General features: G+C 38.4%; 24 protein-coding genes and 1 pseudogene. 12 read left to right on the forward strand and 13 right to left on the reverse strand.

Annotated features, from left to right (window positions below; translation table 11 throughout):
• From B091_RS0105850 to B091_RS0105875, 6 genes and pseudogenes are all read left to right on the forward strand, one after another.
• Nucleotides 1-1,938, forward strand: a 1,938-nt coding sequence (locus tag B091_RS0105850) for a SusC/RagA family TonB-linked outer membrane protein (protein WP_018109079.1), incomplete at its 5' end; no start/stop codon positions are given.
• A gap of 19 nt (nt 1,939-1,957) precedes the next feature.
• A complete protein-coding gene (locus B091_RS0105855; protein WP_025069370.1) occupies nt 1,958-3,448 on the forward strand; it encodes a RagB/SusD family nutrient uptake outer membrane protein in 1,491 nt (496 codons plus the stop codon).
• 277 nt (nt 3,449-3,725) lie between these two features.
• Nucleotides 3,726-6,170: pseudogene (locus B091_RS11830) on the forward strand (SusC/RagA family TonB-linked outer membrane protein); the annotation flags it as partial.
• Nucleotides 6,171-6,188: 18 nt separating this feature from the next.
• Nucleotides 6,189-7,673: a RagB/SusD family nutrient uptake outer membrane protein gene (locus tag B091_RS0105865; protein ID WP_018109082.1), complete on the forward strand. Its 1,485-nt coding sequence runs from the start codon at nt 6,189-6,191 to the stop codon at nt 7,671-7,673.
• Nucleotides 7,674-7,887: 214 nt separating this feature from the next.
• On the forward strand, nt 7,888-9,171 hold the full coding sequence (gene hflX / locus B091_RS0105870; protein WP_018109083.1) for a GTPase HflX: 1,284 nt from the start codon (nt 7,888-7,890) through the stop codon (nt 9,169-9,171).
• 91 nt (nt 9,172-9,262) lie between these two features.
• Nucleotides 9,263-10,912 carry a fumarate hydratase gene (locus B091_RS0105875; protein ID WP_018109084.1) on the forward strand — a complete coding sequence of 550 codons (1,650 nt, stop codon included), beginning with the start codon at nt 9,263-9,265 and terminating at the stop codon, nt 10,910-10,912.
• A gap of 124 nt (nt 10,913-11,036) precedes the next feature.
• Here the strand turns inward: B091_RS0105875 and rsgA are convergent, their stop codons facing one another.
• Genes rsgA through pyrH form a run of 3 tightly spaced genes read right to left on the reverse strand, consistent with a single transcriptional unit; the run spans nt 11,037 to nt 13,282 of the window.
• Nucleotides 11,037-11,969 carry a ribosome small subunit-dependent GTPase A gene (gene rsgA / locus B091_RS0105880; protein ID WP_018109085.1) on the reverse strand — a complete coding sequence of 311 codons (933 nt, stop codon included), beginning with the start codon at nt 11,967-11,969 and terminating at the stop codon, nt 11,037-11,039.
• Between the two features lie 10 nt (nt 11,970-11,979).
• On the reverse strand, nt 11,980-12,540 hold the full coding sequence (gene frr, locus B091_RS0105885; protein WP_018109086.1) for a ribosome recycling factor: 561 nt from the start codon (nt 12,538-12,540) through the stop codon (nt 11,980-11,982).
• A 31-nt stretch (nt 12,541-12,571) separates the two neighbouring features.
• On the reverse strand, nt 12,572-13,282 hold the full coding sequence (pyrH, locus tag B091_RS0105890; protein WP_018109087.1) for a UMP kinase: 711 nt from the start codon (nt 13,280-13,282) through the stop codon (nt 12,572-12,574).
• A 149-nt stretch (nt 13,283-13,431) separates the two neighbouring features.
• Here pyrH and B091_RS0105895 point away from each other — a divergent pair, with 149 nt between their 5' ends.
• A complete protein-coding gene (locus B091_RS0105895; RefSeq protein WP_025069372.1) occupies nt 13,432-14,115 on the forward strand; it encodes a tetratricopeptide repeat protein in 684 nt (227 codons plus the stop codon).
• 38 nt (nt 14,116-14,153) lie between these two features.
• On the opposite strand, the gene B091_RS0105900 is transcribed toward B091_RS0105895, so the two are convergent.
• Together B091_RS0105900 and B091_RS0105905 are read right to left on the reverse strand one after the other, a co-directional pair.
• A complete protein-coding gene (locus B091_RS0105900; RefSeq protein ID WP_018109089.1) occupies nt 14,154-14,900 on the reverse strand; it encodes a biotin--[acetyl-CoA-carboxylase] ligase in 747 nt (248 codons plus the stop codon).
• 3 nt (nt 14,901-14,903) lie between these two features.
• Nucleotides 14,904-15,266 (reverse strand): YraN family protein, encoded by a 363-nt coding sequence (locus B091_RS0105905; RefSeq protein WP_018109090.1) that lies wholly within the window; start codon nt 15,264-15,266, stop codon nt 14,904-14,906.
• Nucleotides 15,267-15,332: 66 nt separating this feature from the next.
• On the opposite strand from B091_RS0105905, the gene B091_RS0105910 reads away from it, so the two are divergent.
• Both B091_RS0105910 and B091_RS0105915 read left to right on the forward strand, forming a co-directional pair.
• Nucleotides 15,333-15,560, forward strand: a complete 228-nt coding sequence (locus tag B091_RS0105910) for a hypothetical protein (protein WP_018109091.1) — start codon at nt 15,333-15,335, stop codon at nt 15,558-15,560.
• Nucleotides 15,557-16,000, forward strand: coding sequence for a nucleoside deaminase (locus B091_RS0105915; RefSeq protein WP_018109092.1), 444 nt, complete (start codon nt 15,557-15,559; stop codon nt 15,998-16,000). Before B091_RS0105910 ends, B091_RS0105915 begins: the two co-directional genes overlap by 4 nt.
• 3 nt (nt 16,001-16,003) lie before the next feature.
• On the opposite strand, the gene B091_RS11835 is transcribed toward B091_RS0105915, so the two are convergent.
• The 3 genes from B091_RS11835 to B091_RS0105930 are packed head-to-tail and all read right to left on the reverse strand — an operon-like array spanning nt 16,004 to nt 17,718.
• A complete protein-coding gene (locus B091_RS11835) occupies nt 16,004-16,249 on the reverse strand; it encodes a hypothetical protein (RefSeq protein WP_018109093.1) in 246 nt (81 codons plus the stop codon).
• Between the two features lie 52 nt (nt 16,250-16,301).
• Nucleotides 16,302-17,015 (reverse strand): CDP-diacylglycerol--serine O-phosphatidyltransferase, encoded by a 714-nt coding sequence (gene pssA / locus B091_RS0105925; RefSeq protein ID WP_025069374.1) that lies wholly within the window; start codon nt 17,013-17,015, stop codon nt 16,302-16,304.
• Between the two features lie 7 nt (nt 17,016-17,022).
• Nucleotides 17,023-17,718 carry a phosphatidylserine decarboxylase family protein gene (locus tag B091_RS0105930; protein ID WP_018109095.1) on the reverse strand — a complete coding sequence of 232 codons (696 nt, stop codon included), beginning with the start codon at nt 17,716-17,718 and terminating at the stop codon, nt 17,023-17,025.
• 227 nt (nt 17,719-17,945) lie between these two features.
• Between B091_RS0105930 and dnaE the strand changes: the two genes are divergently transcribed.
• From dnaE to B091_RS0105945, 3 genes are read left to right on the forward strand one after another with little or no spacing between them, the layout of a single operon-like run.
• Nucleotides 17,946-21,737 (forward strand): DNA polymerase III subunit alpha, encoded by a 3,792-nt coding sequence (gene dnaE, locus B091_RS0105935; RefSeq protein ID WP_018109096.1) that lies wholly within the window; start codon nt 17,946-17,948, stop codon nt 21,735-21,737.
• Nucleotides 21,738-21,773: 36 nt separating this feature from the next.
• Nucleotides 21,774-22,088, forward strand: a complete 315-nt coding sequence (gene trxA / locus B091_RS0105940) for a thioredoxin (RefSeq protein ID WP_018109097.1) — start codon at nt 21,774-21,776, stop codon at nt 22,086-22,088.
• Nucleotides 22,089-22,115: 27 nt separating this feature from the next.
• On the forward strand, nt 22,116-22,442 hold the full coding sequence (locus B091_RS0105945; protein WP_018109098.1) for a hypothetical protein: 327 nt from the start codon (nt 22,116-22,118) through the stop codon (nt 22,440-22,442).
• A gap of 68 nt (nt 22,443-22,510) precedes the next feature.
• Here B091_RS0105945 and B091_RS0105950 read toward each other — a convergent pair whose 3' ends face one another.
• The 5 genes from B091_RS0105950 to B091_RS0105970 all read right to left on the reverse strand — a co-directional run bounded on the left by B091_RS0105950 (nt 22,511) and on the right by B091_RS0105970 (nt 25,736).
• On the reverse strand, nt 22,511-22,768 hold the full coding sequence (locus tag B091_RS0105950) for an Imm17 family immunity protein (RefSeq protein ID WP_018109099.1): 258 nt from the start codon (nt 22,766-22,768) through the stop codon (nt 22,511-22,513).
• 12 nt (nt 22,769-22,780) lie between these two features.
• Nucleotides 22,781-23,197: a tRNA (adenosine(37)-N6)-threonylcarbamoyltransferase complex ATPase subunit type 1 TsaE gene (tsaE, locus tag B091_RS0105955; RefSeq protein ID WP_018109100.1), complete on the reverse strand. Its 417-nt coding sequence runs from the start codon at nt 23,195-23,197 to the stop codon at nt 22,781-22,783.
• Between the two features lie 6 nt (nt 23,198-23,203).
• The gene (locus tag B091_RS0105960; RefSeq protein WP_018109101.1) at nt 23,204-24,019 is read right to left on the reverse strand and encodes a metal ABC transporter permease; all 816 of its coding nucleotides are present in this window, start codon (nt 24,017-24,019) and stop codon (nt 23,204-23,206) included.
• 9 nt (nt 24,020-24,028) lie between these two features.
• Nucleotides 24,029-24,448, reverse strand: coding sequence for a hypothetical protein (locus tag B091_RS0105965; RefSeq protein ID WP_018109102.1), 420 nt, complete (start codon nt 24,446-24,448; stop codon nt 24,029-24,031).
• Between the two features lie 61 nt (nt 24,449-24,509).
• On the reverse strand, nt 24,510-25,736 hold the full coding sequence (locus B091_RS0105970; protein ID WP_018109103.1) for a 3-phosphoshikimate 1-carboxyvinyltransferase: 1,227 nt from the start codon (nt 25,734-25,736) through the stop codon (nt 24,510-24,512).
• Nucleotides 25,737-25,771 lie beyond the last annotated feature (35 nt).

Consider the following 25,771-nt stretch of genomic DNA (forward strand, 5'->3'; position numbering starts at 1 on the left):
GGTTTTGAGCGAATGACAGGTATGGCCAATATTTCTCATACAGCTAATCGTGTAATTCTAGATTTCAATACGATGATCTCGAATGCAAATCAAAATCAGATGTCGGAAGGTACTTCGTNTGCTAGTCCTATTATGGTGGCTACTATGACTGCTTCTCCCTCTTCTTATCCTTATAACGAAGACGGTTCATTTAGTACCTATTTTCCTGCTTTGAATAATGCAAATATTGTGCAGACGATGAAATACAACTACGACAGAAACTCTGTAGTTCGTTCATTAAGTACCGCTTCAGCGACTTGGAATATTTGGGATAATCTACGTCTTAAAGAGATTTTTAACTATGACTTTAATCAGGCTAATAATCGTGTGTGGTGGGATCCAAGATCAAACAATGGACGTTCCTCTAAGGGAGTTTATCAACGCTATATGATGAACCGTAGCAAGTGGACTTCGCAAACACAGCTTACCTACAATAAGGTTATAGCTGAGAAACATGCGATTGATGTGTTGGCTGGTTTTGAAACTGAGTCATACAAGCTTGACTATGTCTTTGCTAGCGGCAGTAATTATCCTGGTTATTTGGAGGAAATTGGTAATGCAGCCGAGACAGAATCGAGTAGCTCAAAATCAGAATCAAGAATGGTTTCTATGCTAGGTCGTTTGAACTATAATTATGATAATAAATATTACGCTAGCGTAAGTTATCGTCGTGATGGTAGCTCAAGATTATCAACAGATAGTCGTTGGGGAGACTTTTGGTCGGTTTCAGGGTCGTGGAGGTTAACACAAGAAAACTTCATGGACAATGTTCGTGATGTGATAACTGATGCGAAGATAAGAGCTTCTTATGGAATTAATGGTACACAACCTAGTGACTACTATGGTTATATCGGTGTTTATAGTTACGGTGCCAACTATGATGGACAACCAGGATCTTCTGAAACTGGACTCTTCAATCCTGACTTGAAGTGGGAGAAAAACTATGCTACCAACATAGGACTTGATATTACGTTGTGGGAAAGATTGTCTATTGGATTCGATTGGTATAATCGCGATACAAAAGACTTACTCCTTGATCAACCTATTTCTCAAACCACTGGTATGACTACTATGTTGAAAAATATTGGTTCGATGCGTAACAGAGGATTTGAGTTCGAAATTAAATCAACTAATATAGCGAATGATGACTGGTATTGGACTACATCGTTAAATCTTGGTCATAATAAAAATAAACTAACTAAGCTTGATGGAGATCAGTCTGAAATAATTAATGGTAGACTTATACACCGAGTTGGTGAGCCATATTATTCTTTCTATGGTTATGAATATGCAGGTGTTGATCCTGAAACTGGTAAAGAGTCTTTTTATATAAATAACGGTAGTGCAAATTCACGTGAGACTACTACTAATTCTGCGGATGCTAAGAAGGTTATCCTGGGCAATGCCAACCCTAAAGTACAAGGTGGATTAACGAACTTTATTAGCTGGAGAGATATTGACTTGAACTTCACCTTCACATATTCGTTTGGTGGCAACTTAATGGATACTGCAAGTTGGTTGCATTCTAATGGTGGAGCCTATCATTATAATGGTAACATTCCATCTTACTATAAGATTGGTGATATGTGGCAAAAGCCTGGTGATCATGCTAAATTACCTCAGTTTGCTTTTGGTAATAGTGCAACTACTTCTTCACGTTGGGTGAAATCTACTGACCATGTTCGTTTAAAAAATATCACTTTAGGATATAGCTTGCCTAAACGTATAACTAAAACCTGGGGAATTAATAAATTACGTGCATATGCTTCAGCTAATAATTTATTGACATTTAAGTCAAAAAATCTCTATGTTGATCCAGAGGTGCCAGTTGATGGCTTGGTAACTTTTGAAACTCCAGCATTGAGAACCGTGACTTTTGGCTTGGAAATTAGTTTTTAATTTTAAAGGAAGAAATAGAATGAGAAAAATATATAAATCTATAACACTTGGGATAATGCTGGTAGCTTTGTCTGCTTGTGGAAACAGTTGGTTGAATCTAGATCCTAGTACTTCGACATCCTCAGATAAAGCTATTGTTGATTATTATTCAGCTACGGTAGCGTTGAATGGTCTCTATGACGGAATTCAAGGAAGTTCTAGTAGAGTATCATATTATGCCGCTCGTATGTTTTATACAGGAGATGTTCGTGGCGATGATATGCAGGCTAGAACGCAAGGAATGCGTTCATCTTCTACCTATGAGATGAGGTATACACAAGATAATGCTCCAGTTATTTGGGCTATTCCTTATAATGTTATTCGGAGATCAAACAATATCCTTCAAGCTATTGAGAATGGTAAGGTGGCTGATGCTACAGCAGAACAACTTAATAGTTTGAAATCTGAGGCACTAGCTATTAGAGCTTTGGTTCACTTTGATCTTTGTAAATTATACGGTGTACCCTATAGTGTTGACAATGGGGCATCTTTGGGTGTACCTATTGTCATAGAGCCGATTGGGGTGAATGCTCTTCCAAAAAGAAGTACGATTGCAGAGGTTTATGCACAAGTGATCTCAGATCTTAAAGAGTCATTGGACTTGGGAGGTCTAAAAACCACAAAGAACTATGGATATGTAAACTCTTGGTATGTGAAAGCATTACTATCTAAGGTTTATTTGTATAAAGAAGATAATGCTCAGGCATTAGCATTGGCTGAAGATGTTTTGAAAAACTCTCCTTATGTGCTTTGGACAGCCGAAGAGTATATTGACGGTTGGAATACTAACGATACTGGTAGGAAAGAAATGCTTTTTGAGATCATAAATAAAAATTCTAGTGATTGGGCCGACCGTGAGGGGATAGCTTATTTAATGTATGAAGACGGTTATGCAGACCTTATTGCGACAAAATCTTTTATAGATATGTTAGGTGCTGACCCCAATGATGTACGTAATGGTATTTTGATAGCGCCTCAAATCAATGAAGACCTTATTGAGCAATACGGTAAAACTCCGATTTTTGTTAATAAGTTTCCCCCAGCTAATGGAGATGTACGTTTAAACAGTTTGCCGATGATGCGTTTATCTGAAGTTTACTTGATTGCTGCCGAGGCTGCTGCAAAGCTTGGAAAAAGCGATAAAGCTGCAGAGTATTTGAATATAATCCATCTTCGTGCAAATCCGGCAGCTTCTCCAGTTAGTCAGGCAGATGCAACACTAGATCGTATTAGTGTAGAGAGAAGAAAGGAGCTAGTAGGTGAGGGACAACGCTTCTTTGATGCTATGCGTAATAATGAAACAATAGTTCGTTATACCAACCAAAATGATATGCAACTACATTATACCTTGATTCCCGAGTCTCAAAAGTTTGATCGAACTTATTTTAGAACGCTATTTCCGATTCCTATAGATGAGGTTAATGTTAATCCAAATTTAAGAGGGCAACAAAATCCTGGTTATGGTAGCTAAATAAAACTTTCTATCAAAATTCATAACTAAATGCTAAGTAAAGCAGATTATTCAGTTTATTCTGATAATCTGCTTTGCTTTTTTATTTGTGTAATTGTAGCTATGTAAAGGTTTATTACACAGTAGTCTAACTTGCTTTATTAACAATTACAAAAATTATTCTTCACTGTGTATTGATTGTTAAATAGTAGCATAGTGTTAGTTTTTGTGCTTCTCTGTAGCTCTTTGGATAAGAATATGGATACATGGCATATCTTTATGGTAAAATAAAGACTCTTTCGGTTATTCTCAAGGGGGTACAAGTTTATTGTCTACTATTAATAGCAATGATATTGAGTCTATGACTGTAATCAAAGATGCTGCTGCAGCTTCTTTATACGGTTCTCGTGCAGCCAATGGTGTGATTGTAATTACAACTAAAAAAGGTACTGCTGGTAAGACTAGTTTTAATTTCAAGTCGAGCTTTGGTTTTTCCGATATGGCGATTAATTATCGGCCAGTATTGAACGGAGAAGCTAGAAGAGAGTTATTGCATCTTGGGCTTTCAAATTATTTTATGGCTAATGGTGAAAATGCTACACCAGAAAGCTCATTAGCTTATGCTGATAAGAATATTGATAAGTATGCAGCGAGACCTTGGTCTGGATATACTGATTGGAAAGACTTATTATTCAAAAATGGCTCTCACCAGAACTATGAGTTTAGTGCTCAAGGAGGTAGTGAGAAAACAAAGTTTTACTCTTCAATGTCTTATACTAAGCAAGACGGTATAACAAGCAATTCTGGTTTCGAACGTATGACTGGATCTGCTAATATTAACCATACTGCTGATCGTATAAAATTGGATTTTAACTCAATGGTTTCTTATTCTAATCAGAACCAAGTGGCTGAAGGAACAAGTTATGGTAGTCCGATAATGGTTGCTACTATGACTGGATCCCCTTCAAACTATCCATATAACGAAGATGGCTCTTTTAGTACAGATTTCCCCGCTTTAAATGGTGCTAATATTGTTCAGACAATGAAGTACAACTACGATAGAAACTCTGTTTTCCGATCTATGAGTACAGCTTCTGTTTCTTGGAATATTTGGGATAATTTACGCATAAAAGAAGTGTTTAACTTTGATTTCAACCAGGCAAATAACAGAGTCTGGTGGGATCCTCGTACCCAGGATGGTAAAGACTCTCATGGAGTTTATCAACGTTGCATGATGAACCGTAGTAAATGGAGTAGCCAAACTCAGTTGACTTACGATAAAGTTATTGCTGAAAAACATGCTATTGATGCTTTACTAGGATTCGAGACTGAAGATTATAAGTTAGACTATGTTTATGCTAACGGTAGTAACTATCCTGGTTATCTACCTGAAATAGCTAATGCTGGTACATCAAGATCAAGTAGTTCAAAATCTCAATATCGTATGACCTCGATGTTAGGTCGTTTGAATTACACCTATGATAATAAATATTATTTAAGTGGTAGTTACCGTAGAGATGGTAGCTCACGTTTAGCTAGAGATAGCCGTTGGGGTAATTTTTGGTCTGTTTCAGGGTCATGGAGAATGACTGAAGAAGCCTTTATGGAAGATTATCGCGATATTCTTACTGATGTTAAGATTCGTGCATCGTATGGTGTTAATGGAACCCAGCCTTCAGATTATTATGGATATATGGGTGTTTATAGTTATGGTGCAAACTATAATGGTAAGCCTGGTGCCTCTGAAACTAGTTTCTACAATCCCGACTTGTCTTGGGAAAAGAACTATGCAACGAATATTGGTTTCGATGTGTCTCTTTGGAATAGATTGACCGTAAGTTTTGATTGGTATAATCGCGACACAAAAGATTTATTATTAGATCAACCAATCTCGCAAATTACGGGTATTGGTTCAATCTTAAAGAATGTGGGATCGATGAGAAATCGAGGTTTTGAATTCGAAATTAAATCCACAAACATTGATAAGAATGATTGGTTTTGGAGCACTTCTTTAAATCTTGGCCATAACAAGAATACATTAACTAAATTAGACGGTTTTCAGCAAGAAATCATTGGTAGTGTGACAATTAATAAAGTTGGTCAACCTTACTATTCATTCTACGGCTACGAATATGCAGGTGTTGATCCAGCAACAGGTAAAGAATCGTACTATATAAATGACGGTTCTGAAAATAGCAGAAATACCACCACTAGCATTACCGAAGCTAAAAAGGGAATAATTGGTAGTGCTGAACCTAAAGTGTCAGGTGGTTTGACAAACTCTGTAAGTTGGAAAGATATCGATCTTAACTTTACCTTTACTTACTCTTTTGGAGGTAAAGCATATGATAGAGCAAGATGGTTGCATTCAAATGGTGGTACTGATCACTACGATGGTAATATACCTTCTTATTATAAAATAGGTGATATGTGGCAAAAACCAGGTGATCACGCTAAACTTCCTCAATTCGCTTATAATAATGTTCAGGTGGAGTCGTCTCGTTGGATGATGTCAACAAGCCATGTACGTTTGAAAAATATTACTTTGGGTTATAGCTTACCTAGGAATATCATTCGTAAGGCAGGGCTTAGCAAGGTGAGAGTTTATGCTTCTGCAAGTAATTTATTTACTATTAAATCAAAAGATTTATACGTTGATCCAGAAGTCCCTGCAAATGGTCTGGTTATGTTTGAAACTCCAGCACTTAGAACAGTGACATTTGGTATTGAAGTAGGTTTCTAATAAAAAAGTAGCAATTAAATGAGAAATATATACAAATCATTCGTTTGGGGAGTAGCTTTAATTATGCTCTCTTCATGTGGGAATAGCTGGCTAGATCTAGAATCTAGTACAAATATACCAACAGAAAAAGCTATCGTAGATTATAAGTCTGCTGATGTAGCACTAACAGGTATTTATAATGGTCTACAAGGAACTTCGAGCAAAACGACCTATTATGGTACTAGCATGTGGCTTTATGGTGATGTTAGAGGTGAAGACATGCAATCTTCTTTATTGTCTAGTCGTGGTGCTCCTTTCTATTCCATGAAATATACAGCAAATGATGCACCTAGCATCTGGAGCATTCCTTATAATGTTATACTTAGGGTTAATAGATTAATCGAAGCTATTGATTCAAATAAAATAGGAGATGCTACTCCTGCTCAGTTAGATGCAATGAAATCTCAAGCTGTAGCTATTCGTGCTTTAGTTCATTTTGACTTATGCCGCATTTATGGTGCTCCTTATAATGTTAATAACGGTGCCTCATACGGTATTCCTATTGTTTTAAACACATTACCCGTTGCTTCTCAAGAAACTCGAAATACTGTAGCTGAAGTTTATGAGCAAGTGATTAAAGATCTTGAAAAATCTATAGAGATTGGTGGATTGACTAAGGATAAGTATTATGGATATGTTAACTATTGGTTTGTTAAAGGGCTTTTGGCTAAGGTTCATCTTTATAAGGGTGATAATGATAAAGCACTTCAGTATTCAGAAGAAGTAATCAATGACTCTCCTTATGAGTTGTGGACTAACGAAGAATATGTTGATGGTTGGCAAACTACTGATAAAGGACGTAAAGAGATGCTTTTCGAGATTGTGAATTTTAGTACCGATAGCTGGACAGACAAAGAGGGTATCGCAAATATAATGAGCCCTTATGGCTATGCTGCAGCTATTGCGACTAAATCCTTTATCGATATGCTAGCTAAAACTCCAGACGATATTCGCAATAAAGTTTTGGTAAAGAGTGTTCAGTCTGGTTCTATAAAACTATATGGTGATGCTACAGTTTTTGTCAATAAATACCCGGCTGATGAAACTGGAGAGTGGCGTTTAAACAGCTTACCCGCAATGCGTTTATCTGAAATTTACTTGTTTGCTGCTGAGGCAGCTGCTAAGCTGGGTAATTCTCAGAAAGCTGCTGATTACTTAAATGTAATTCATAAGCGTGCAAACCCTAAGGCTGCAGATATAACTGCTGCTGAAGCAACTTTAGAACGCGTTATCTTAGAAAGACGTAAAGAGCTTATTGGTGAGGGTAGTCGTTTCTTTGATGCAATGCGTAATGATGAAACTATTACTCGTTACACCAATGAAGAGGATAGAGGTTTCCATCCATCTTTAGATGATGTATCTCGTAGTTTTAATAGAACTTACTTTAGAACTCTTCTTCCTATACCACTAAGTGAGACAAACGTTAATGCACCAATCCGTGCACAACAGAACCCAGGATATTAATTTGTTCTGATAACTAAAAATTATATCGTAATAAATGTAAGTAGGCTAGGTTGCTATTAAAAGCTAATCTAGCCTACTTTCGTTTATTTAATTGATACTTTAATATTCGTTATAATTGTTATTCAGCGCATACTAATGCATTTTAAATGGCTTTAAAATGATCAAGCCTTGCAGTTATTTGTTATATTTGTTAGTAGAAATTTAAAAGTACAGAATGAAAGATTTTATAATATCCGAAGTACAACAAGAAACGGCCGTATTGGTGGGGTTGATTACTCAAGAGCAAGATGAAACCAAAACAAATGAATATCTAGCTGAGCTTGAGTTTTTGACCGAAACAGCTGGTGCTGTTATTGTAGGCCAATTTACTCAGCGCTTAGATAAACAAAACCCTACAACTTATGTGGGTACTGGTAAGCTCCAAGAGATCCGTGATTTTGTTGAAGAACATGAGGTTGGGATGGTCATCTTCGATGATGAACTTTCGGCCAAACAAATAAGAAATATTGAGAAGGTACTCGAAGTAAAGATTCTTGATAGAACTTCTTTAATCCTCGACATCTTTGCCATGCGTGCACAGACTGCTAGTGCTAAGACTCAAGTAGAGTTGGCACAGTACCAATATATGTTGCCTCGATTGACTCGACTTTGGACTCACTTGGAACGCCAAGGTGGTGGTTCGGGAACAGGGACTGGTGGTTCAGTAGGTCTTCGTGGACCTGGTGAGACTCAGCTTGAGATTGACAAACGTATTATTGGTGATCGTATCTCTTTCCTTAAAAAACAATTGGAGAAGATTGATAGACAAAAAGCTACTCAACGTCAAAACAGGGGTCGTATGATTCGTGTAGCTTTGGTAGGATATACCAATGTGGGTAAGTCAACGATCATGAATATGCTTGCTAAGAGTGAGGTGTTTGCTGAGAACAAGCTCTTTGCTACGCTTGACACTACAGTACGAAAAGTAGTAGTGGGTAACCTTCCTTTCCTTTTGTCGGATACCGTAGGGTTTATTCGTAAACTCCCAACCGACTTGGTCGATTCGTTTAAATCTACCCTTGACGAGGTTCGTGAAGCCGATTTATTAATTCATGTGGTTGATATCTCTCACCCTAGCTTTGAAGATCATATTCGTGTGGTAGAACAGACTTTGGCTGATATTGATTGCTCTGACAAACCCGTATTCTTGGTATTTAACAAGATTGATGCTTACTCATTCATTAAGAAAGATGAAGATGACTTGACTCCTGCAACAGTTGAAAACCGTACTTTAGAAGAATTAATGAACACCTGGATGGCTAAGGCGCAAGACTGCATCTTTATCTCTGCACTAGAGAAAACCAACCTCGAAGAGTTCCGTAAAGAAATCTACGATAGAATCCGTGAACTTCACGTTCAACGTTTTCCTTATAATGATTTCTTATACCCTATTTACGACGATGTTGACTGGGATAACATAGTAGAATCAGACGAATCTGAGGAAGATGAGGTTGAATAAAGATTAATTTCCCTAATCTATGGTTTTGAATCGAAAAAAGTTAACTTTGTAGGTAGCTAATATTCAAATAACACATTTAAAATAAATAATTATGGCAACACCTCCATTTAAGTATCAAGCCCCATTTCCAATGGGTAAAGATACAACAGAATATTATTTACTTACTAAAGATTACGTTTCTACGGCTCAGTTCGAAGGACAGGAAATCCTTAAAGTAGAGCCTGAAGCACTTACTACTTTGGCCAACCATGCCTTCAAAGATGTGGCTTTTATGCTTCGTCCTGCTCATAACGAGCAAGTGGCTAAGATTTTGTCTGATCCCGAGGCTAGCGAGAACGACAAGTATGTTGCTTTAACCTTCTTGCGTAATGCAGAAATTGCAGCTAAAGGTCAATTACCTGTTTGTCAAGATACGGGTACTGCTATTATACTTGGTAAAAAAGGTCAAAACGTTTGGACTGGTGGTGGTGATGAGGAAGCTCTATCGAAAGGGGTTTATAAGACCTATACCGAAGAAAACTTACGCTATTCTCAAAACGTGCCTTTAGATATGTATAATGAGAAGAACACAGGTTGTAATCTTCCTGCTCAAATTGATTTACTATCAGTTGACGGGGGTGAGTATAATTTCTTATGTGTTGCTAAGGGAGGTGGTTCTGCCAATAAAACTTACTTATATCAGGAAACTAAAGCTCTACTAACTCCAGAGAAACTAGTTCCTTTTCTTGTTGAGAAAATCAAAACTTTGGGAACTGCAGCTTGTCCTCCTTATCATATTGCTTTTGTGATTGGTGGTACTTCTGCTGAAACCAATCTTAAAACTGTCAAACTCGCTTCGGCTAAATATTACGACAACTTGCCTACCCATGGCAACGAGGGTGGTCAAGCATTCCGTGATATTGAGTTGGAAAACAAAGTGCTCGAAGAGGCTCAAAACATTGGCTTAGGTGCTCAGTTTGGTGGTAAGTATCTTGCACACGATATTCGTATCATCCGTATGCCTCGTCACGGTGCATCTTGCCCAGTGGGTATGGGTGTTTCTTGTTCGGCTGATAGAAATATAAAAGCTAAGATTAACAAGGATGGTATTTGGATTGAGAAACTAGATGATAACCCAGGACGTTTGATCCCTAAAGAACTCCGCGAAGCTGGTGAAGGTGAGTCTGTTCGTATTGATTTGAATCTTCCGATGCCAGAGATCTTAAAAGAATTATCAAAGTATCCTGTTGCTACTCGTTTATCTCTTAACGGAACTATTATAGTAGGTAGAGATATTGCTCATGCTAAACTTAAAGAACGTCTAGACAAAGGTGAAGGCTTGCCAGAATATATCAAGAATCATCCTATCTATTATGCAGGTCCTGCAAAGACTCCTCAAGGAATGCCTTGTGGTTCGCTAGGCCCTACAACTGCTGGTCGTATGGATCCTTATGTGAAACTTTTCCAAAGTCACGGAGGAAGCTTGGTAATGCTAGCCAAAGGTAATCGCGACAAACAAGTTACTGATGCTTGTGCTGAGTTTGGAGGTTTCTATCTTGGTAGTATTGGTGGTCCTGCTGCTATTCTAGCACAAAACAACATCAAGAGTATCGAGTGTGTTGAATATCCAGAATTGGGTATGGAGGCTATTTATAAAATTGAAGTAGTAGACTTCCCTGCATTTATCTTAGTTGATGATAAGGGTAACGACTTCTTCAAACAGTTAAAACCTCGCTGCAAAGGTTGTGATTTGAATAAATAATGATTTAAACTATCTTGAGTCTTGCTCAAGATAGTTATTAAAATAGAAAAGGGATTGCTTGTTATTAACAGGCAATCCCTTTTTAGTTGGGTTATATTAAATCTTCTTTAGGTCTTGGCTTAGACTAAAGAGAAGAACGATATTTTTGTTCAAAATCATCGTCCATCATGCTTAAATAAGAGTGATATCTTGATTCGCTGATGTAATGATTCTTAACGGCTTCGAGTACAGCACAGCCAGGCTCGTGCATGTGGATACAGTTGCTAAATCGGCATTTCTTTGAGATCTTAAAGATCTCAGGGAAGAAGTGACAGATTTCTTCTTTATCCATATTAAATGTGCCAAAACCTTTAATTCCGGGAGTGTCGATGATATAACCTCCTTGAGGTAATTCTAACATCTCCGAATAGGTAGTGGTATGAATTCCTGTGTTGTGGTACGATGAAATATCACCAACTTTCATGCCCGAGTCGGGAATGAATTTGTTGATAAATGAACTTTTACCTACTCCAGAGTGCCCAGATAAGAGTGTCACCTTACCAGTCAAAACCTTTAGTAGCTCCTCAGTACCCTGACCAGTAATCATAGACGATTTCATGCAGGTGTAACCTATAGTATTGTAAAGGTTAATTAACCCGTCTACATAGCTTAGTTCGTCTTGGTTATAAGCATCCATTTTATTGAATAGCAAAATGATTGGGACGCGATAGGCTTCGGCAGAGGCCAAAAAACGATCAATGAACACTGTAGATGTTTCGGGATAATTCACCGTAACAAACAGTAGACAATGGTCTATATTGGCTGCTAATATATGCGATTGTTTCGAAAGATTCGAAGAACGTCTAACGATGTAGTTCTTGCGATCTTCTATCTCCGTAATGAAGGCAGTACCTTCTGGGTTTATATCAATACGCACATAGTCTCCAACTACAATAGGATTTGTACTTTGGATATCTTTGAGCCTAAAATTCCCTCGAAGCTTGCAATGTATAACTTGGTTATCATCCGTTTTTACGTGATACCAGCTACCTGTGTTTTTTATAACTAATCCGTGCACTTATATAGAGTTAGACAGTCATAATTTCTTTTTCTTTCTCTTCTAAGCGCTCTTCAATTTTCTTGATAAACTTATCGTGTATTTTTTGAAGTTGGTCTTCAGTGGCTTTTTGATTGTCTTCAGGAAGACCCTCTTTTACCGCTTTTTTCAACCAATCGATACCGTCACGACGTGCATTACGGATACTGATTTTAGCAGTTTCTGCTTCACCTCTACATTGTTTGGTGAGCTGAATACGTCTTTCTTCAGTAAGAGGAGGGATACCAATACGAATTACCTCACCGTTGTTCTCAGGCATGATACCCAAGTCAGAGTTGATAATTGCTTTTTCGATGATGGGGAACATACTTTTATCCCATGGTTTGATGATAATGCTACGCGCGTCTGGGGTAGTTACTGCTGCTACATTGCTGATAGGCATTGAGCTACCATAAGAATCTACACGAATACCGTCCAATAGCTTTGGATTGGCTTTACCTGCACGGATATGTGATAATGATTCTTCTAGATATTCTAGAGACATTTCCATGCTTTCTTTTGCATCGTTGATACAAGTATTGACGTCAATCATATTTAATATATATTGGTTTTTGAATCTAATGTTAATTGTGAACTGTTGTACCGATATTTTCGCCTTGAATTACTTTTTTAAGGTTACCCACGGTATCCATATCGAAAACAAGTATTGGTAAATTATTCTCTTTGCACATAGCCGTAGCGGTCAAATCCATAACCTTAAGACCTCTGCTAAATACTTCGTCGTACGTGATTTCTGTAAACTTGGTTGCAGTAGGGTCTTTTTCAGGGTCTGCAGTATAGATACCGTCTACTCGTGTGCCTTTGAGCATAATGTCTGCTTCAATCTCAATTCCTCGAAGAGAAGCGCCCGTATCAGTAGTGAAAAATGGGTTACCTGTGCCTGCCGAAAAAATAGCGACCTCTTGATTCTCTAATGCTTCAATAGCTTTCCATTTGGTGTAAAATTCACCAATTGGTTCCATACGAATCGCAGTGAGTACTTTGGTCTTAACCTGAACCGACTCAAGAGCCGAACTTAAAGCCAAACTGTTGATCACGGTTGCGAGCATTCCCATTTGGTCGCCCTTGACACGGTCAAATCCTTTTTGAGAACCCGAAAGGCCTCTAAAAATGTTACCACCACCAATAACGATACCAACTTGAACACCCATTTGGTGGATTTCTTTGATTTGTGCAGCATACTCGGCTAATCGAGCCTCGTCTATGCCGTATTGTTTTTGCCCCATTAAGCTTTCTCCACTTAGCTTTAGAAGCACTCTTTTATATCTTGCCATAAAATATCAATTTGTTAGGCAAATTTACGTAAAAAAATGCAGATGATAAAAATTAGATAAACAATAAGATGTTATCTTTGTATATATTACTGTAGTTGTATAACAACTGTTTAATATAACCAATTAGCTTATCTATTCAATAATTATTCATGAAAATTTTATTACTTATTTTCTTGTTTTTGACTCCTCTGATGACTCAGGCTCAATCTCAAATGCCAGATTCGATCATGTCAAAAATGCTTATTTCGCTGGAGGACGAGAAGTGGGGCGAGGTAATTGGTTTGTTTCATCAATTTGCTAATCTTGACCCTGAAAATGCAGAGGTGTTTTACTGGGTAAGAGCCTCCGATAAACCTGCTCTTAGTGATACTTTATTGGTAAGTCTAGCAGATATTTACTTCCATAAGGGTAAACTCGACAAGTCGTTGGGTCTTTATAAAGAGTATTGTAAAAACACTAGCTCATTTAGTGTAAGCGAGCTACTCGTTTTGGCACAACGACTAACTGATATTGGTGAGGTGAGGCTTACGCAAGAACTTTACCGTCAAGTCATCGCTCAAGATCCTAACAACCTGAATGCGAACCTCTTTTTGGGTAATTATATTTATCTGCGTGCAGAAAAAGAGCGTCGCAGATTATTGTTTAATTACGAGCGTAAACGTAAGCCGACTCATATGGAGTATGTGGAGTATCGTAATAAGCTAAAGGATCTTTATACCTTTTCGTATTGTGAAGCTTATATTTATCTAACAAAGGCTTATGCTAAAATTAAGTCTGTTGAAATTCGAAGAATGCTAGCCCATATTGATAAACTCAAAGATGAGGTTTTATAAGATTTTAATCTTGTCAATAGCCTGTTGATACTTCTACATTAAATTACAAACTGAACCTCCTTAAACAAGTAGGTTCTTTTTTTGTCCTTATCATCCACTAAGTTTAAGGCTCCATCGTGAGCTACGGATTCTATCTTAGCTTTAAATTTGACCCCTTCTTTATCTTTAAACTGATGATACCCCTCAGCTCTAAATAATAAAGACTGATACTCCTCCGCTATCTTATCGTAGGCTTTGCCTTTAAGCATCTCAAGATATCGCTCCAGATGCTGGTGAAACTCCAGTAGAATATCATCTGAGTTTTGCTCCTTATAAGTAATTGAATGGATGGATGTAGGGTTGGGCACAGCGGGAGAAAACTTGACTTGATTCACATTTAAACCAATCCCAATAACGCTCTCTTTGATTTGCATGCCCTCTAAGTCGTTTTCAATAAGTATACCTGCAACTTTGTTCTCCTTCCAATAAATATCGTTGGGCCATTTTATTTTGAACTCTTTGCTGAATTGTCTTAGTGTAGCTATAAGCGCTAAAGAAACAATTTCGGAGAGTATAAAATGCTTGGCTATGGGTAGCTCTGTGGGTCTTAGTAAGACGCTAAAAAGTAGATTCTTATTATTTTCTGCTTCCCAGAAATTACCTCTCTGACCTTTGCCCGCAGTTTGAAAGTTTGCTTGTACGTACGTGAAGTCAGGGAGCTGCTCTTGAGTCTTTAGTGCCTTAAGAAAATTATTGGTCGAGTCTATAAGCTCAAGACGGATAATATTGGGAGTTTGCTTGTTCATAAGTCAAAAAATAAAAGGTCGTATGACATCTTCGTAATGGATAAATTCGGTGGGTTGGCTTGTGATAATTGTAATCAGATCGAACCGTATTTCAAAATCTATTTTATGGCTTTTGATGTAGTGACTTGCCGCTACAAGAATGTTTTTTTGCTTTTTGAGCGTGAAGGCCTGGTAGGGCTCGCCGTAGAGTTTGTTCTCTCGGGTCTTGACCTCTATAAAACTGAGTGTGTTCGACTTTAGTGCGATGATGTCAATCTCCAGATGTCGATAAGTCCAGTTCAACTCTATAATTTTATATCCATGAGCTTCAAGATATAATTTCGCCTCTTCTTCTCCTTTTTGCCCTAAAATATTGTGTTTTGCCATCTTAATTGTAAAAATACAATATTTATTATTTTGCAATTCAATAAGTAACGGTATTTTTGTAAAATAATGACAAAGAAGGATAAATCTATAGGTAGTAATCAGGAGGTTAAACGGTATCAACGTTTGACTTGCTTTCTGAGTGAAGAAGAACTGACCTTTATTGATGCTTATTTGAAAAACAATAAGATTGCTAATCGGTCAAAGTGGCTTCGTGAGACTATCCTTTTATTTATTCATAAGGATTTGGATAACAAATATCCCACACTCTTTGACGAACATGAAATGCGAAGATGAATAATTTGAAAGATGATGCCTATTATATGGGTTTGGCACTCCAAGAGGCTGAAAAGGCCATGTTTGCAGGAGAGATTCCTGTTGGAGCTGTTGTGGTTTCTAACGGGACTGTCATAGCGCGAGCTCACAACCTGACAGAACGCCTTACTGATGTTACAGCACATGCAGAGATGCAGGTCATAACAATGGCAGCAAGTTCGCTTGGAGGTAAGTATTTGAAAGATTGCACGCTTTATGTGACCTTAGAGCCCTGCGTTATGTGTGCGGGTGCAATAGGTTGGGCGCAAGTAAGTCGCTTAGTGATTGGTGCAGGAGACAGCAAGAAAGGGTATAGTTTGTTGGCACCTAATGCGCTTCACCCTAAGACTGAAGTTGTAAGGGGTGTACAGCATGAAAAATCGGCAGAACTGATTCAGGAGTTTTTTGCAAAAAGAAGGTAGTACTTACTCGTCAACTTCTTCATAATCTACATATTCCCCCTCATCTTTACCAATTACTTTTTTCTGTTGAGCTGTTCCTTCGGTATTGATAGAGGTTTCGCCCTCTTTCCTCGCTCTATAACCTTTTGATTGTTGGTAGGTTTGTTTACCTTTTCCTCTAAAAAGAAGAATCAAGTATTTTAGGTAGCCCACTACCATGGATACAATTAGGATAATGATAATTATGGGGATAAGAAGAAGTTTTAGCATGACGGTATGAGTTTGATAATTTGTATAAGTAGATACAATATCTATGCCAATCTTACTTATTTGCCTTCTGTGTCAACAACGAAAGTATAATGTACCACGTAATTACAGCTGCTATTCCACTAAGTTTAAAGATGATTAGCATAGGAATTGACACTAAAATAAAAATATAGCTTATTTTATTGTCTTTCCATCCTAAATTCTTGAATTTTAGGGAGAACATTGGGATTTCCGCAGTTAATAATAATGAAAACACAATTACTAATGCTACTATAACTACAGCGTTGACATGCATAAGTAATAAGTCGCCAGCACCTACAATTAGTGAACCCCAAAATAGCGCGTTGGCTGGTGTGGGTAATCCAATAAATGAGCTGGTTTGTCTTTCATCAACATTGAATTTTGCCAAGCGAAGGGCAGAAAACACGGCAATAATAAATGCTAAATAGGGAATATAGCTTTGTATGGGTGTTAAAAAATCAGGATAATGTAATCCTGACTCTTTAAGAAAACTGAAGACAATTAGGGCTGGAGCAACTCCAAAGCTAACATCGTCAGCCAAAGAGTCGAGCTCTTTGCCTATGGGCGAATGTGCATTAAGAAGACGAGCCAGCATGCCGTCGAAAAAATCGAATATGGCACTCAGGATAATGAAGCCTAATGCTAGCTCGTATTTTGATTCAAAGGCCATTACAGATGCAATGCACCCTGAAAATAAATTCAGACATGTAACAGTATTCGGTATATGGCGAGTAATGGCATTTGACATATTTCTTCTATTTTAAGTTTGCAATAATCGTTTGGTTACCTGTTGTTAAGTCGCCAACCTTTACGAGAGGTTCTGAACCAATAGGTAAGTAAACATCAACACGTGAGCCTAATTTAATAAAGCCCATATGTTCATCGATAAAACATTCTTCTCCTTCTTTAGCATAAGTAACGATGCGTCGAGCCATAGCGCCAGCAATCTGACGAGCCATAACTTCTTGTCCCTCTGGAGTCTCTATAACTACCATTGAGCGCTCATTATCTGTACTAGCTTTAGGAAGCCAAGCTTTCATGAATTTGCCGTTCTGATGACCGACTTTCTTCACTGTGCCTTCTACTGGATACCAGTTGGCGTGAACATTTAATACACTCATGAAGATAGAGATCATTAGCCTCTTTTCATGGAAGTACTCATTTTCATACACTTCCTCAACGACAACTACTTTGCCGTCTGCAGGGGCTACTACTGTTTTTTCCACTTCCCCTTCAAAACGTCTGATAGGACATCTGAAGAAATTTATGAGTAACAAGTAAACTGCTGCACTAACTGTTAATACTAAATAGAATAGGATTCTACTTGGTACAAACTTGTATAGTACGAGGTTAATAATTAAAAAAGCAATAAAGCTTACCACTAATGTTGAGATTCCCTCATGGTGGAGTCTCACTTTTTTTAGTTTTTTCAATCTTGTTGAACGATTCATAAATGTAATAAAATCTATTTGTTAGCAAAAGTAGGCTTAATTTAAAATATCAGCAAAAAAAAGAGATTATAATATGGTTTTGTTGGTAACTTTGTCATATATACCTTTGTATTTAGTAGGATATTGTCTTATTCGTAGTGTTTCATCGCACTTTCAATTGTCTTCACTCTTGAGAATATATACAATCCTATTATCTTAGTAATAAATATCTTAGCTATCCATATTATATGCAAAACTATACTCATTTACACGTCCACTCTCAATACTCTCTCTTAGATGGTCAAGCCAGCATCAAGGCGCTTGTTGATAAGGCGTTAGCTGATGGAATGAAAGGGATTTCATTAACTGACCACGGAAGCATGTTCGGAGTTAAAGAGTTTTACAATTATGTTAAGAAAAAGAACGGTCCAATCCATGGTGAGATCAAAACACTTAAGAAACAGATCAGGAGTTTGAAGAAAGAGGGTAAGGCGGACGATGACCCCGCTATCCTTGAAATAGAGCAAGAAATTGAAGCTAAAAAGCAAAGCCTTTTTAAACCTATTATAGGATGTGAAATGTACGTTGCTCGTCGTGGTGTACATATGCGTGAGGGTAGGATTGACCAAAGTGGTTATCACTTGGTAGTTTTGGCAAAGAATAAAAAAGGATACCACAACCTGATTAAGCTTGTCTCTCAAGCTTGGACTGATGGTTTTTATATGCGACCTCGTACCGATCGTGCGCAACTCGAAAAATATAGAGAAGGGCTGATTGTAAGTACGGCTTGCTTGGGTGGAGAAATACCAAAAAATATAACACAAGGCAAATTTGCTGAGGCTGAGGAGGCAATACTATGGTTTAAAAAGACCTTTGGTGATGATTTTTATCTTGAGCTTCAACGTCATAAGGCGACACAACCCAGAGCGAATCACGAGGCGTATCCGCTACAAGTCAATGTAAATAATCATTTGATAGAATATAGCAAGAAGTTTGATGTCAAGCTTATTGCAACCAACGATGTTCACTTTGTTGAAGAGGCACATGCAGAAGCGCACGATCGCTTGATCTGTTTGAGTACAGGTAAAGATATTGATGACCCCAACCGTATGCTTTATACAAAGCAAGAGTGGATGAAAACTCAGCAAGAGATGAATGTCATCTTTGCTGACCTGCCCGAAGCTTTGGCTAACACTCAGGAGATTCTTGATAAGGTCGAACTCTACTCCATAGACCATGCACCAATTATGCCAACCTTTGAGATTCCCGAAGAGTTTGGTACCGAAGAGTCGTATCGTCAGCGTTATACTGATGAAGATCTTTATCATGAATTCACCGAGAATGAGCATGGAGAGGTTGTTGTAACTCGAGCCGATGGTGAAGCCAAAATTGAGCAACTCGGTGGGTACGACAAATTATATCGTGTAAAGCTTGAAGCTGATTATCTTGAGAAACTCACCTACGAGGGTGCTGTCAAGTTTTATGGCGATCCACTTTCGCCTGAGGTGAAAGAGCGATTAAACTTTGAGCTCTACATTATGAAGACCATGGGTTTCCCTGGTTACTTCTTGATTGTACAAGATTTTATTGCTGCAGCTGAAAATGAGTTGGGTGTTGCGGTTGGGCCAGGTCGTGGATCTGCTGCAGGTTCTGCCGTAGCCTATTGCTTGGGAATTACCAAGATTGACCCTATTCGCTTTGATTTGCTGTTTGAGCGTTTCCTTAATCCCGATCGTATTTCACTTCCCGATATTGACGTCGATTTTGACGATGATGGTCGTGGTGAGGTATTGCGTTGGGTAACCGAGAAATATGGTTTAGACAAGGTTGCACATATTATCACTTACGGAACAATGGCCACGAAGATGGCTATCCGAGATGTAGCACGTGTGCAGAAATTACCTTTGCCTGAAGCCGATCGATTGGCTAAATTAATTCCCGATAGAATTCCCGATAAGAAAATCAACCTGCATAACTCTATAGCTTATGTTCCCGAACTACAGGCTGCCGAGGCTTCGGACAATCCACAGATTCGCGATACCATAAAGTATGCTCGAATGCTCGAGGGTAATGTTCGTGGTACGGGTGTACATGCTTGTGGCACGATAATCTGTCGTGACGATATTACCGACTGGGTGCCCGTGAGTACGGCTGTTGATAAAGATACGGGTGAGAAAATCTTAGTAACACAATACGAAGGTTCGCTCATTGAAGATACTGGTCTAATCAAGATGGACTTCTTGGGGCTAAAAACCCTCTCTATTATTAAAGAAGCTGTAGCTAATGTAAAAGACTCTGTTGGTGTTGAGATTGATATAGAGAAAATCTCATTTGAAGACGAGAAGACTTATAAGCTATACAGTGATGGACGTACCGTAGGTACTTTCCAGTTTGAGTCTGCTGGGATGCAGAAGTACTTGAGAGAGCTCCAACCCTCTACTTTCGAAGACTTAATTGCCATGAATGCGCTCTATAGGCCAGGTCCTATGGATTATATTCCAGACTTTATTGATCGTAAACACGGCCGTAAACCTATCGAATACGATATTCCTATCATGGAAAAGTATCTGAAAGAGACTTACGGGATTACGGTTTATCAGGAGCAAGTCATGTTACTGTCTCGTCTATTGGGTAACTTTACTCGTGGCGAGTCTGATGCACTCCGTAAGGCAATGGGTAAGAAACTCCGTGATCAACTGGACGTCCTCAAACCTAAATTTATTGCAGGAGGAAAGAGTAATGGTCACGAGCCAAAGGTGCTTGAAAAGATTTGGACCGACTGGGAGAAATTTGCATCGTATGCGTTCAATAAATCGCATGCTACTTGCTACTCTTGGCTTGCTTATCAGACGGCTTACCTAAAGGCGAACTATCCATCAGAATATATGGCGGCAGTCATGAGCCGTAATATCTCCAATATAACGGAAATCACGAAGTTCATGGACGAATGCAAGTCTATGGGGATAAAGGTTATGGGGCCCGATGTGAATGAAAGTAATTTGAAGTTCACCGTTAATAAGGATGGTAATATTCGTTTTGGATTGGGTGCAATCAAGGGTGTAGGCGAAAATGCCGTAAAAGCCATTGTCGATGAAAGAACTAAAAACGGTCCTTTCACCTCTCTTTTTAACTTTATTGAGCGTGTTAACCTAAATGCTTGCAGTAAGAAAAACATGGAGAACATTGTTTTGGCTGGAGGTTTTGATGAATTCCACGTCAAGCGTGAGCAATACTTTTCACCAATGAATATTGGCGATGAAACTTTTATCGAGGCTTTGATGCGTTATGGTAACAAGTATCAAGCCGATAAGGAGATGAGTATGAATTCTCTTTTTGGAGGGGATAATGCTATTGATATTGCTACGCCAGAGGTTCCTGAAGCCGATTCATGGAGTGACTTAGAATTGTTAAACAAAGAGCGTGAGTTAGTCGGAATTTATCTTTCGGCGCATCCACTTGATGATTATTCCGTGATTTTAAATTATGTTTGTAACACCAGAGTAAGTGAGCTCGAAGATAAAGAAGAACTTGTTGGGCGAGAAATCACGATGGGTGGCATTGTAACCAGTGTGCGTAGGGGAATGACCCGTACAAACAACCCTTATGGGATTGCTAAGATTGAGGATTATTCAGGTTCGTACGAGATTCCGTTCTTTGGTAAAGATTGGATTACGTTCCAGGGTTATATTAACGAAGGAATGTTATTATATATGAAAGCTAGGTGTCAGCCTAGACAATGGAATCCCAATGAGCTTGAGCTTAAAATAACTAGCATAGAGCTGCTTACCGATGTTAAAGATGATTTGGTACAAAAGCTAACAATTTCGGTTCCATTAGAAGTCCTAAATTCAGCTTTTATCTCTGAACTATCTGATACGGTTAAGCGTTCAAGAGGAACAGCAGAGCTTTATTTTAAAGTTACTGACGGAGAATCCAATCACTCGCTAGAGTTTATTTCGAAGCAATTAAAAGTGAGTGTTGGCAAGGATTTGGTCAGTTTTTTAAACCAATCTGCTGGATTAACGTTTACTATAAATTAGAAACACTTAAATATTACATTTTAAAAGAATAAGAAAATGGCATTAAACATTACTGACAGTAATTTCAAAGAATTACTTAATAGCGATCAATTAGTAGTAGTAGATTTTTGGGCTCCATGGTGTGGTCCTTGTAAAATGGTAGGCCCAATCATCGATGAGCTTGCTAAAGATTATGAAGGTAAAGTTGTTATCGGCAAATGCGATGTTGACGAAAATAGCGATGTACCTGGAGAATTTGGTATCCGTAATATCCCTACTGTATTGTTCTTTAAGAACGGTGAAGTTGTGGATAAACAAGTGGGTGCAGCATCAAAATCCGCTTACGAGGAGATTATTAAAAAACACATGTAATATTAAATACACTCAATCTGAACTGTTATGAGTAACGAAGATTTTTTATTAGATGATCTTGACGACGATAAAACAATAGAGTTTATCAAAAGCTATTTGCCTCAAGATTTCAAAGAGACCTTTTCCGATGATGAGCTATTTTATCTTTTGGATCTAATTGACGAATACTATATGGATAGTGGTGTTTTAGATAGTACTACTGATGCAGATGGTTTCATCGAGCTGAACTTAGACGATATCGTAGATTATATCTTAGCTGAGGCTAAAAAGGACGACATGGGAGAATTCGATCCAGAAGCACTTCTGTTTGTTGTACAAGGTGAAATGGAATACGGAGATAGCTTGGACAGCTAGATTGATACTTTATATGTGTTAAGCATATATCAAAAGAGCAGTTAACTTTGTTGTTAACTGCTCTTTTTTTAATGTGGTAATTTGATGATTGCCTGTTGCAGAGTATAATAAAAATAGAGAGCAAGGCACATCAAGAGGATTCCGATGATTGCATATATTATGCGAAGTGTCATTCGCTGCTCTATGCGTTTCTTGAAAAAGTTTAAGCTTTGAGAGTCAAAAAACCACTTGGCATTTGCCAGTGCAGAGATAAAACAAACAGCACCCGAGAGGAAGAATATCCCCAGCATAATGTAGTGTGGAATTAGACTTGTGGCTTCTTTCATTACGGTATTTCCTTAAATTGTTATCTTACGTTGACCACCTTCTGGCAACTCCTCGATTTTAACGGTTACTGCATCACCAGGTAATACATCTTCAATTAGTTCTGGCCATTCGATAAAGCAGATTGCTCCACTGTAGAAGTAATCTTCATAACCCATGTCGTAAACCTCTTCTAGTGTTTTTATTCTGTAGAAGTCGAAATGATAAATGAGTTCACCTGATTCGTCGGCACGATATTCGTTTACAATTGAGAAGGTTGGTGAGGTTATCTCATCTGTTACACCTAGCTCTTGGCATAGTGCTTTGATGAAGGTGGTTTTTCCAGCACCCATTTTACCATAGAATGCGAATACTGAGTTCTCACCCATTGCTGCTACAAATTCTTTGGCAGCCTGTTGTATATCGTCTAGTGAGTTTATAGTTATTTCCATTTGCTTTTATTTAGCTTGAAGTTTTAATTGTATAGTTCTTATTAATTTGCAGGTAGTATAAATCAGTATTGAGAAGAATATAATAGCAGCACCCGATGGTACATGCAAGATATACGACAACACTAAGCCACCTAAACAACCCGTAAAGCCAATGAATATGGAGATAAAGATCATCTTCTTAAAGCTGTTCGTAAAGATGTTGGCTGTCATCTGTGGAATGGTTAGTAGAGAAATTACCAAAACAATCCCCACCATGTGCAGGCATGCTACAATGGTCAAAGCGATAAAAAACATCAGTATGTATTCGAAGAGTTGTACTGGAATTTTCTGCGAAAGAGCAAAGTCTCTGTCGAATGCGATTGATAGAATAGGATGGATGTACAACGAAAAGAAGAGGATAAGCGCAATGGCCAATCCACTTAATAGATATAAATCCGTTTTGTTGATTGTCAAGATATTGCCAAATAGGTAGGTCGAAAGTTCTGGAGTGAATCCTGGTGCAAGGAACGTAAATATGACTCCTATGGCCATCCCGAATGTCCAAAACACAGCAATAGCAGAATCTTCTCGAGTCTCTTTACGCTTGGCTAGCCACTCTACGCCAAAAGCAGAGAGTATAGCAAATACTGCTGCAGAAAAGAGTGGAGATATGCCTGTGTATAATCCAATACCAATACCTCCAAATGAGGCGTGGGTAAGTCCACCACTGATAAATACCAAACGGCGAGTAACGATATAGGTACCAATAATACCGCATGCTATACTCGCTAGTAAACTGCCAATAATAGCATATTGAAAGAAGGCAAATTGAAATATATTCATGCTCGTCTGTTAGTGAATTCTTCGTTCGCCTACTATTAAAAATACTTCGTCTTTAATTTCTTCCGGCAGGCTAATACCTCTAAGCATAAGGCTTCTTACCCAGCCAGCAACATCTGTGTCTTGCATGGTATAGAAGATATCTCGAAACATATCGGCCTCTCTATTGTCGTAATCATCGGGGGTGTAGCCTATAAACTGATCAAGTTCTTCATCGTCGTAATAAACCACCTCTTTACTCACTGCCGCCAATAAGCTATCTTTTTCGCAGATTGAATGTTGTCCACAACACTCTTCATCAACCTCTTCGGGTTCAGGAAACTTATCGAGTTCGCCACGATCTATCTTTTTCTGAATATTCTTATTGCGTATATAGCCTGCAATCATTGCAAATAAGGCAATAGCAATAAGAAAAGCTATAAGTACATACATAATCTACTTGTGTTTAATACAACAAAGTTAACGTAATATTGGGGCTAATGATTGAATCGTTTCATATTTTTAGCACTTTAACACCAATTTCTTGAAGGTCTTCCCAGTAGGTAGGGTATGATTTGGTCACTACCATAGGCTCGTCGACGATCAAACTTGGGTGTTTTATTGCCGCAGGTGCCAAGGCCATCGCCATTCGATGATCTTCGTAGGTTGCTATGACTGGTTTGGCTTGGGGTGTTGTCTTTTCCAAATTCCAATACATCTGGGTATCACCCTTATCTTTAATGTTGTACCCTAGTTTCTTGAGCTCATTGATCAGTGCTGCGATACGGTCGGTCTCCTTTATTCTTAAGGTTTGAAGACCAGTAAATCGGAACGGAATATTAAGTAATGCCGCAGCAACTACAAAGGTTTGAGCCAAGTCTGGGATTTTAGTGAAATCGATATCTAGCTTATCCGCAATATTATCGGTCTTGGTTAGCAATAATCCTCGATCTATTGCTTTAAAGTCAACACCCAATAGCTTAAAGAGTTCAGCTCCTTGTGCGTCGCCCTGAAGGCTTGGCAGCGTTACATCTTTGAGCAAAATCTCAGACTTATCCATAAGTGCAACCATCTCAAACCAATAAGATGCAGCACTCCAATCAGACTCTACTAAAACAGGTGTGGGTTTATACGGTTGAGGTTTCACCTCAAGCTTGTTAGGGCTTGTCCACTTGGCCGAAGCACCACATTGGTTCATCAAGGCAAGTGTCATATCAATATAAGGTTTGGATGCAATCTCACCTTTGAGTTCTAAGTTTAATCCTTTTTCAAGTGTGGGTCCGATTAGTAGCAGTGCTGTAATAAATTGAGAACTAATGCTACCATCCAGACTTAAATCTCCCCCTTGGAGTTTCTTCCCGTTAATCTTCAATGGTGGAAACCCTTCGTTTTTGAGATACTCGATATCTGCGCCAAGTTTTCTAAGAGCTTCAACAAGCAAGTGAATTGGGCGATTCTGCATTCTCTCGGTACCTGTCATTATTTTTGTACCTGCTTGTGTGGCATAGAAGGCAGTAAGAAATCGCATAGAAGTCCCTGCGGCCATTATATCGACCAACTCGTCGGCCGAGTTGAGTGCTTTAATCATTACTGAGGTATCGTCACAATCGGCTAGGTTTTGGGGTAAAATGCCGTTTTGTGTAAGGGCATAAATAATTAGAGCCCTATTACTAATGCTTTTTGAGGCAGGAAGCTGAATTTTTGCATTCAACTCCTTTGGATATTCTATTAAATATTTCATAAGAATATGATTACTAATTAAGATTTGCTGCTTTC

The organism is Bacteroides propionicifaciens DSM 19291 = JCM 14649, assembly GCF_000375405.1.
GTDB lineage: Bacteria > Bacteroidota > Bacteroidia > Bacteroidales > Bacteroidaceae > Bacteroides_E > Bacteroides_E propionicifaciens.

Excerpts from the sequence above, each read along its gene's own strand:
- B091_RS0105960 (WP_018109101.1), bottom strand. The coding sequence starts at position 24,019 with ATGAATATATTTCAATTTGCCTTCTTTCAATATGCTATTATTGGCAGT.
- dnaE (WP_018109096.1), top strand. The coding sequence starts at position 17,946 with ATGCAAAACTATACTCATTTACACGTCCACTCTCAATACTCTCTCTTA.
- B091_RS0105865 (WP_018109082.1), top strand. The coding sequence starts at position 6,189 with ATGAGAAATATATACAAATCATTCGTTTGGGGAGTAGCTTTAATTATG.
- B091_RS0105910 (WP_018109091.1), top strand. The coding sequence starts at position 15,333 with ATGACAAAGAAGGATAAATCTATAGGTAGTAATCAGGAGGTTAAACGG.
- B091_RS0105855 (WP_025069370.1), top strand. The coding sequence starts at position 1,958 with ATGAGAAAAATATATAAATCTATAACACTTGGGATAATGCTGGTAGCT.
- B091_RS0105900 (WP_018109089.1), bottom strand. The coding sequence starts at position 14,900 with ATGAACAAGCAAACTCCCAATATTATCCGTCTTGAGCTTATAGACTCG.
- pyrH (WP_018109087.1), bottom strand. The coding sequence starts at position 13,282 with ATGGCAAGATATAAAAGAGTGCTTCTAAAGCTAAGTGGAGAAAGCTTA.
- B091_RS11835 (WP_018109093.1), bottom strand. The coding sequence starts at position 16,249 with ATGCTAAAACTTCTTCTTATCCCCATAATTATCATTATCCTAATTGTA.
- B091_RS0105970 (WP_018109103.1), bottom strand. The coding sequence starts at position 25,736 with ATGAAATATTTAATAGAATATCCAAAGGAGTTGAATGCAAAAATTCAG.
- trxA (WP_018109097.1), top strand. The coding sequence starts at position 21,774 with ATGGCATTAAACATTACTGACAGTAATTTCAAAGAATTACTTAATAGC.
- B091_RS0105915 (WP_018109092.1), top strand. The coding sequence starts at position 15,557 with ATGAATAATTTGAAAGATGATGCCTATTATATGGGTTTGGCACTCCAA.
- B091_RS0105875 (WP_018109084.1), top strand. The coding sequence starts at position 9,263 with ATGGCAACACCTCCATTTAAGTATCAAGCCCCATTTCCAATGGGTAAA.
- frr (WP_018109086.1), bottom strand. The coding sequence starts at position 12,540 with ATGATTGACGTCAATACTTGTATCAACGATGCAAAAGAAAGCATGGAA.
- tsaE (WP_018109100.1), bottom strand. The coding sequence starts at position 23,197 with ATGGAAATAACTATAAACTCACTAGACGATATACAACAGGCTGCCAAA.
- B091_RS0105905 (WP_018109090.1), bottom strand. The coding sequence starts at position 15,266 with ATGGCAAAACACAATATTTTAGGGCAAAAAGGAGAAGAAGAGGCGAAA.
- B091_RS0105945 (WP_018109098.1), top strand. The coding sequence starts at position 22,116 with ATGAGTAACGAAGATTTTTTATTAGATGATCTTGACGACGATAAAACA.
- B091_RS0105895 (WP_025069372.1), top strand. The coding sequence starts at position 13,432 with ATGAAAATTTTATTACTTATTTTCTTGTTTTTGACTCCTCTGATGACT.
- B091_RS0105950 (WP_018109099.1), bottom strand. The coding sequence starts at position 22,768 with ATGAAAGAAGCCACAAGTCTAATTCCACACTACATTATGCTGGGGATA.
- B091_RS0105930 (WP_018109095.1), bottom strand. The coding sequence starts at position 17,718 with ATGAATCGTTCAACAAGATTGAAAAAACTAAAAAAAGTGAGACTCCAC.
- pssA (WP_025069374.1), bottom strand. The coding sequence starts at position 17,015 with ATGTCAAATGCCATTACTCGCCATATACCGAATACTGTTACATGTCTG.
- B091_RS0105965 (WP_018109102.1), bottom strand. The coding sequence starts at position 24,448 with ATGTATGTACTTATAGCTTTTCTTATTGCTATTGCCTTATTTGCAATG.
- hflX (WP_018109083.1), top strand. The coding sequence starts at position 7,888 with ATGAAAGATTTTATAATATCCGAAGTACAACAAGAAACGGCCGTATTG.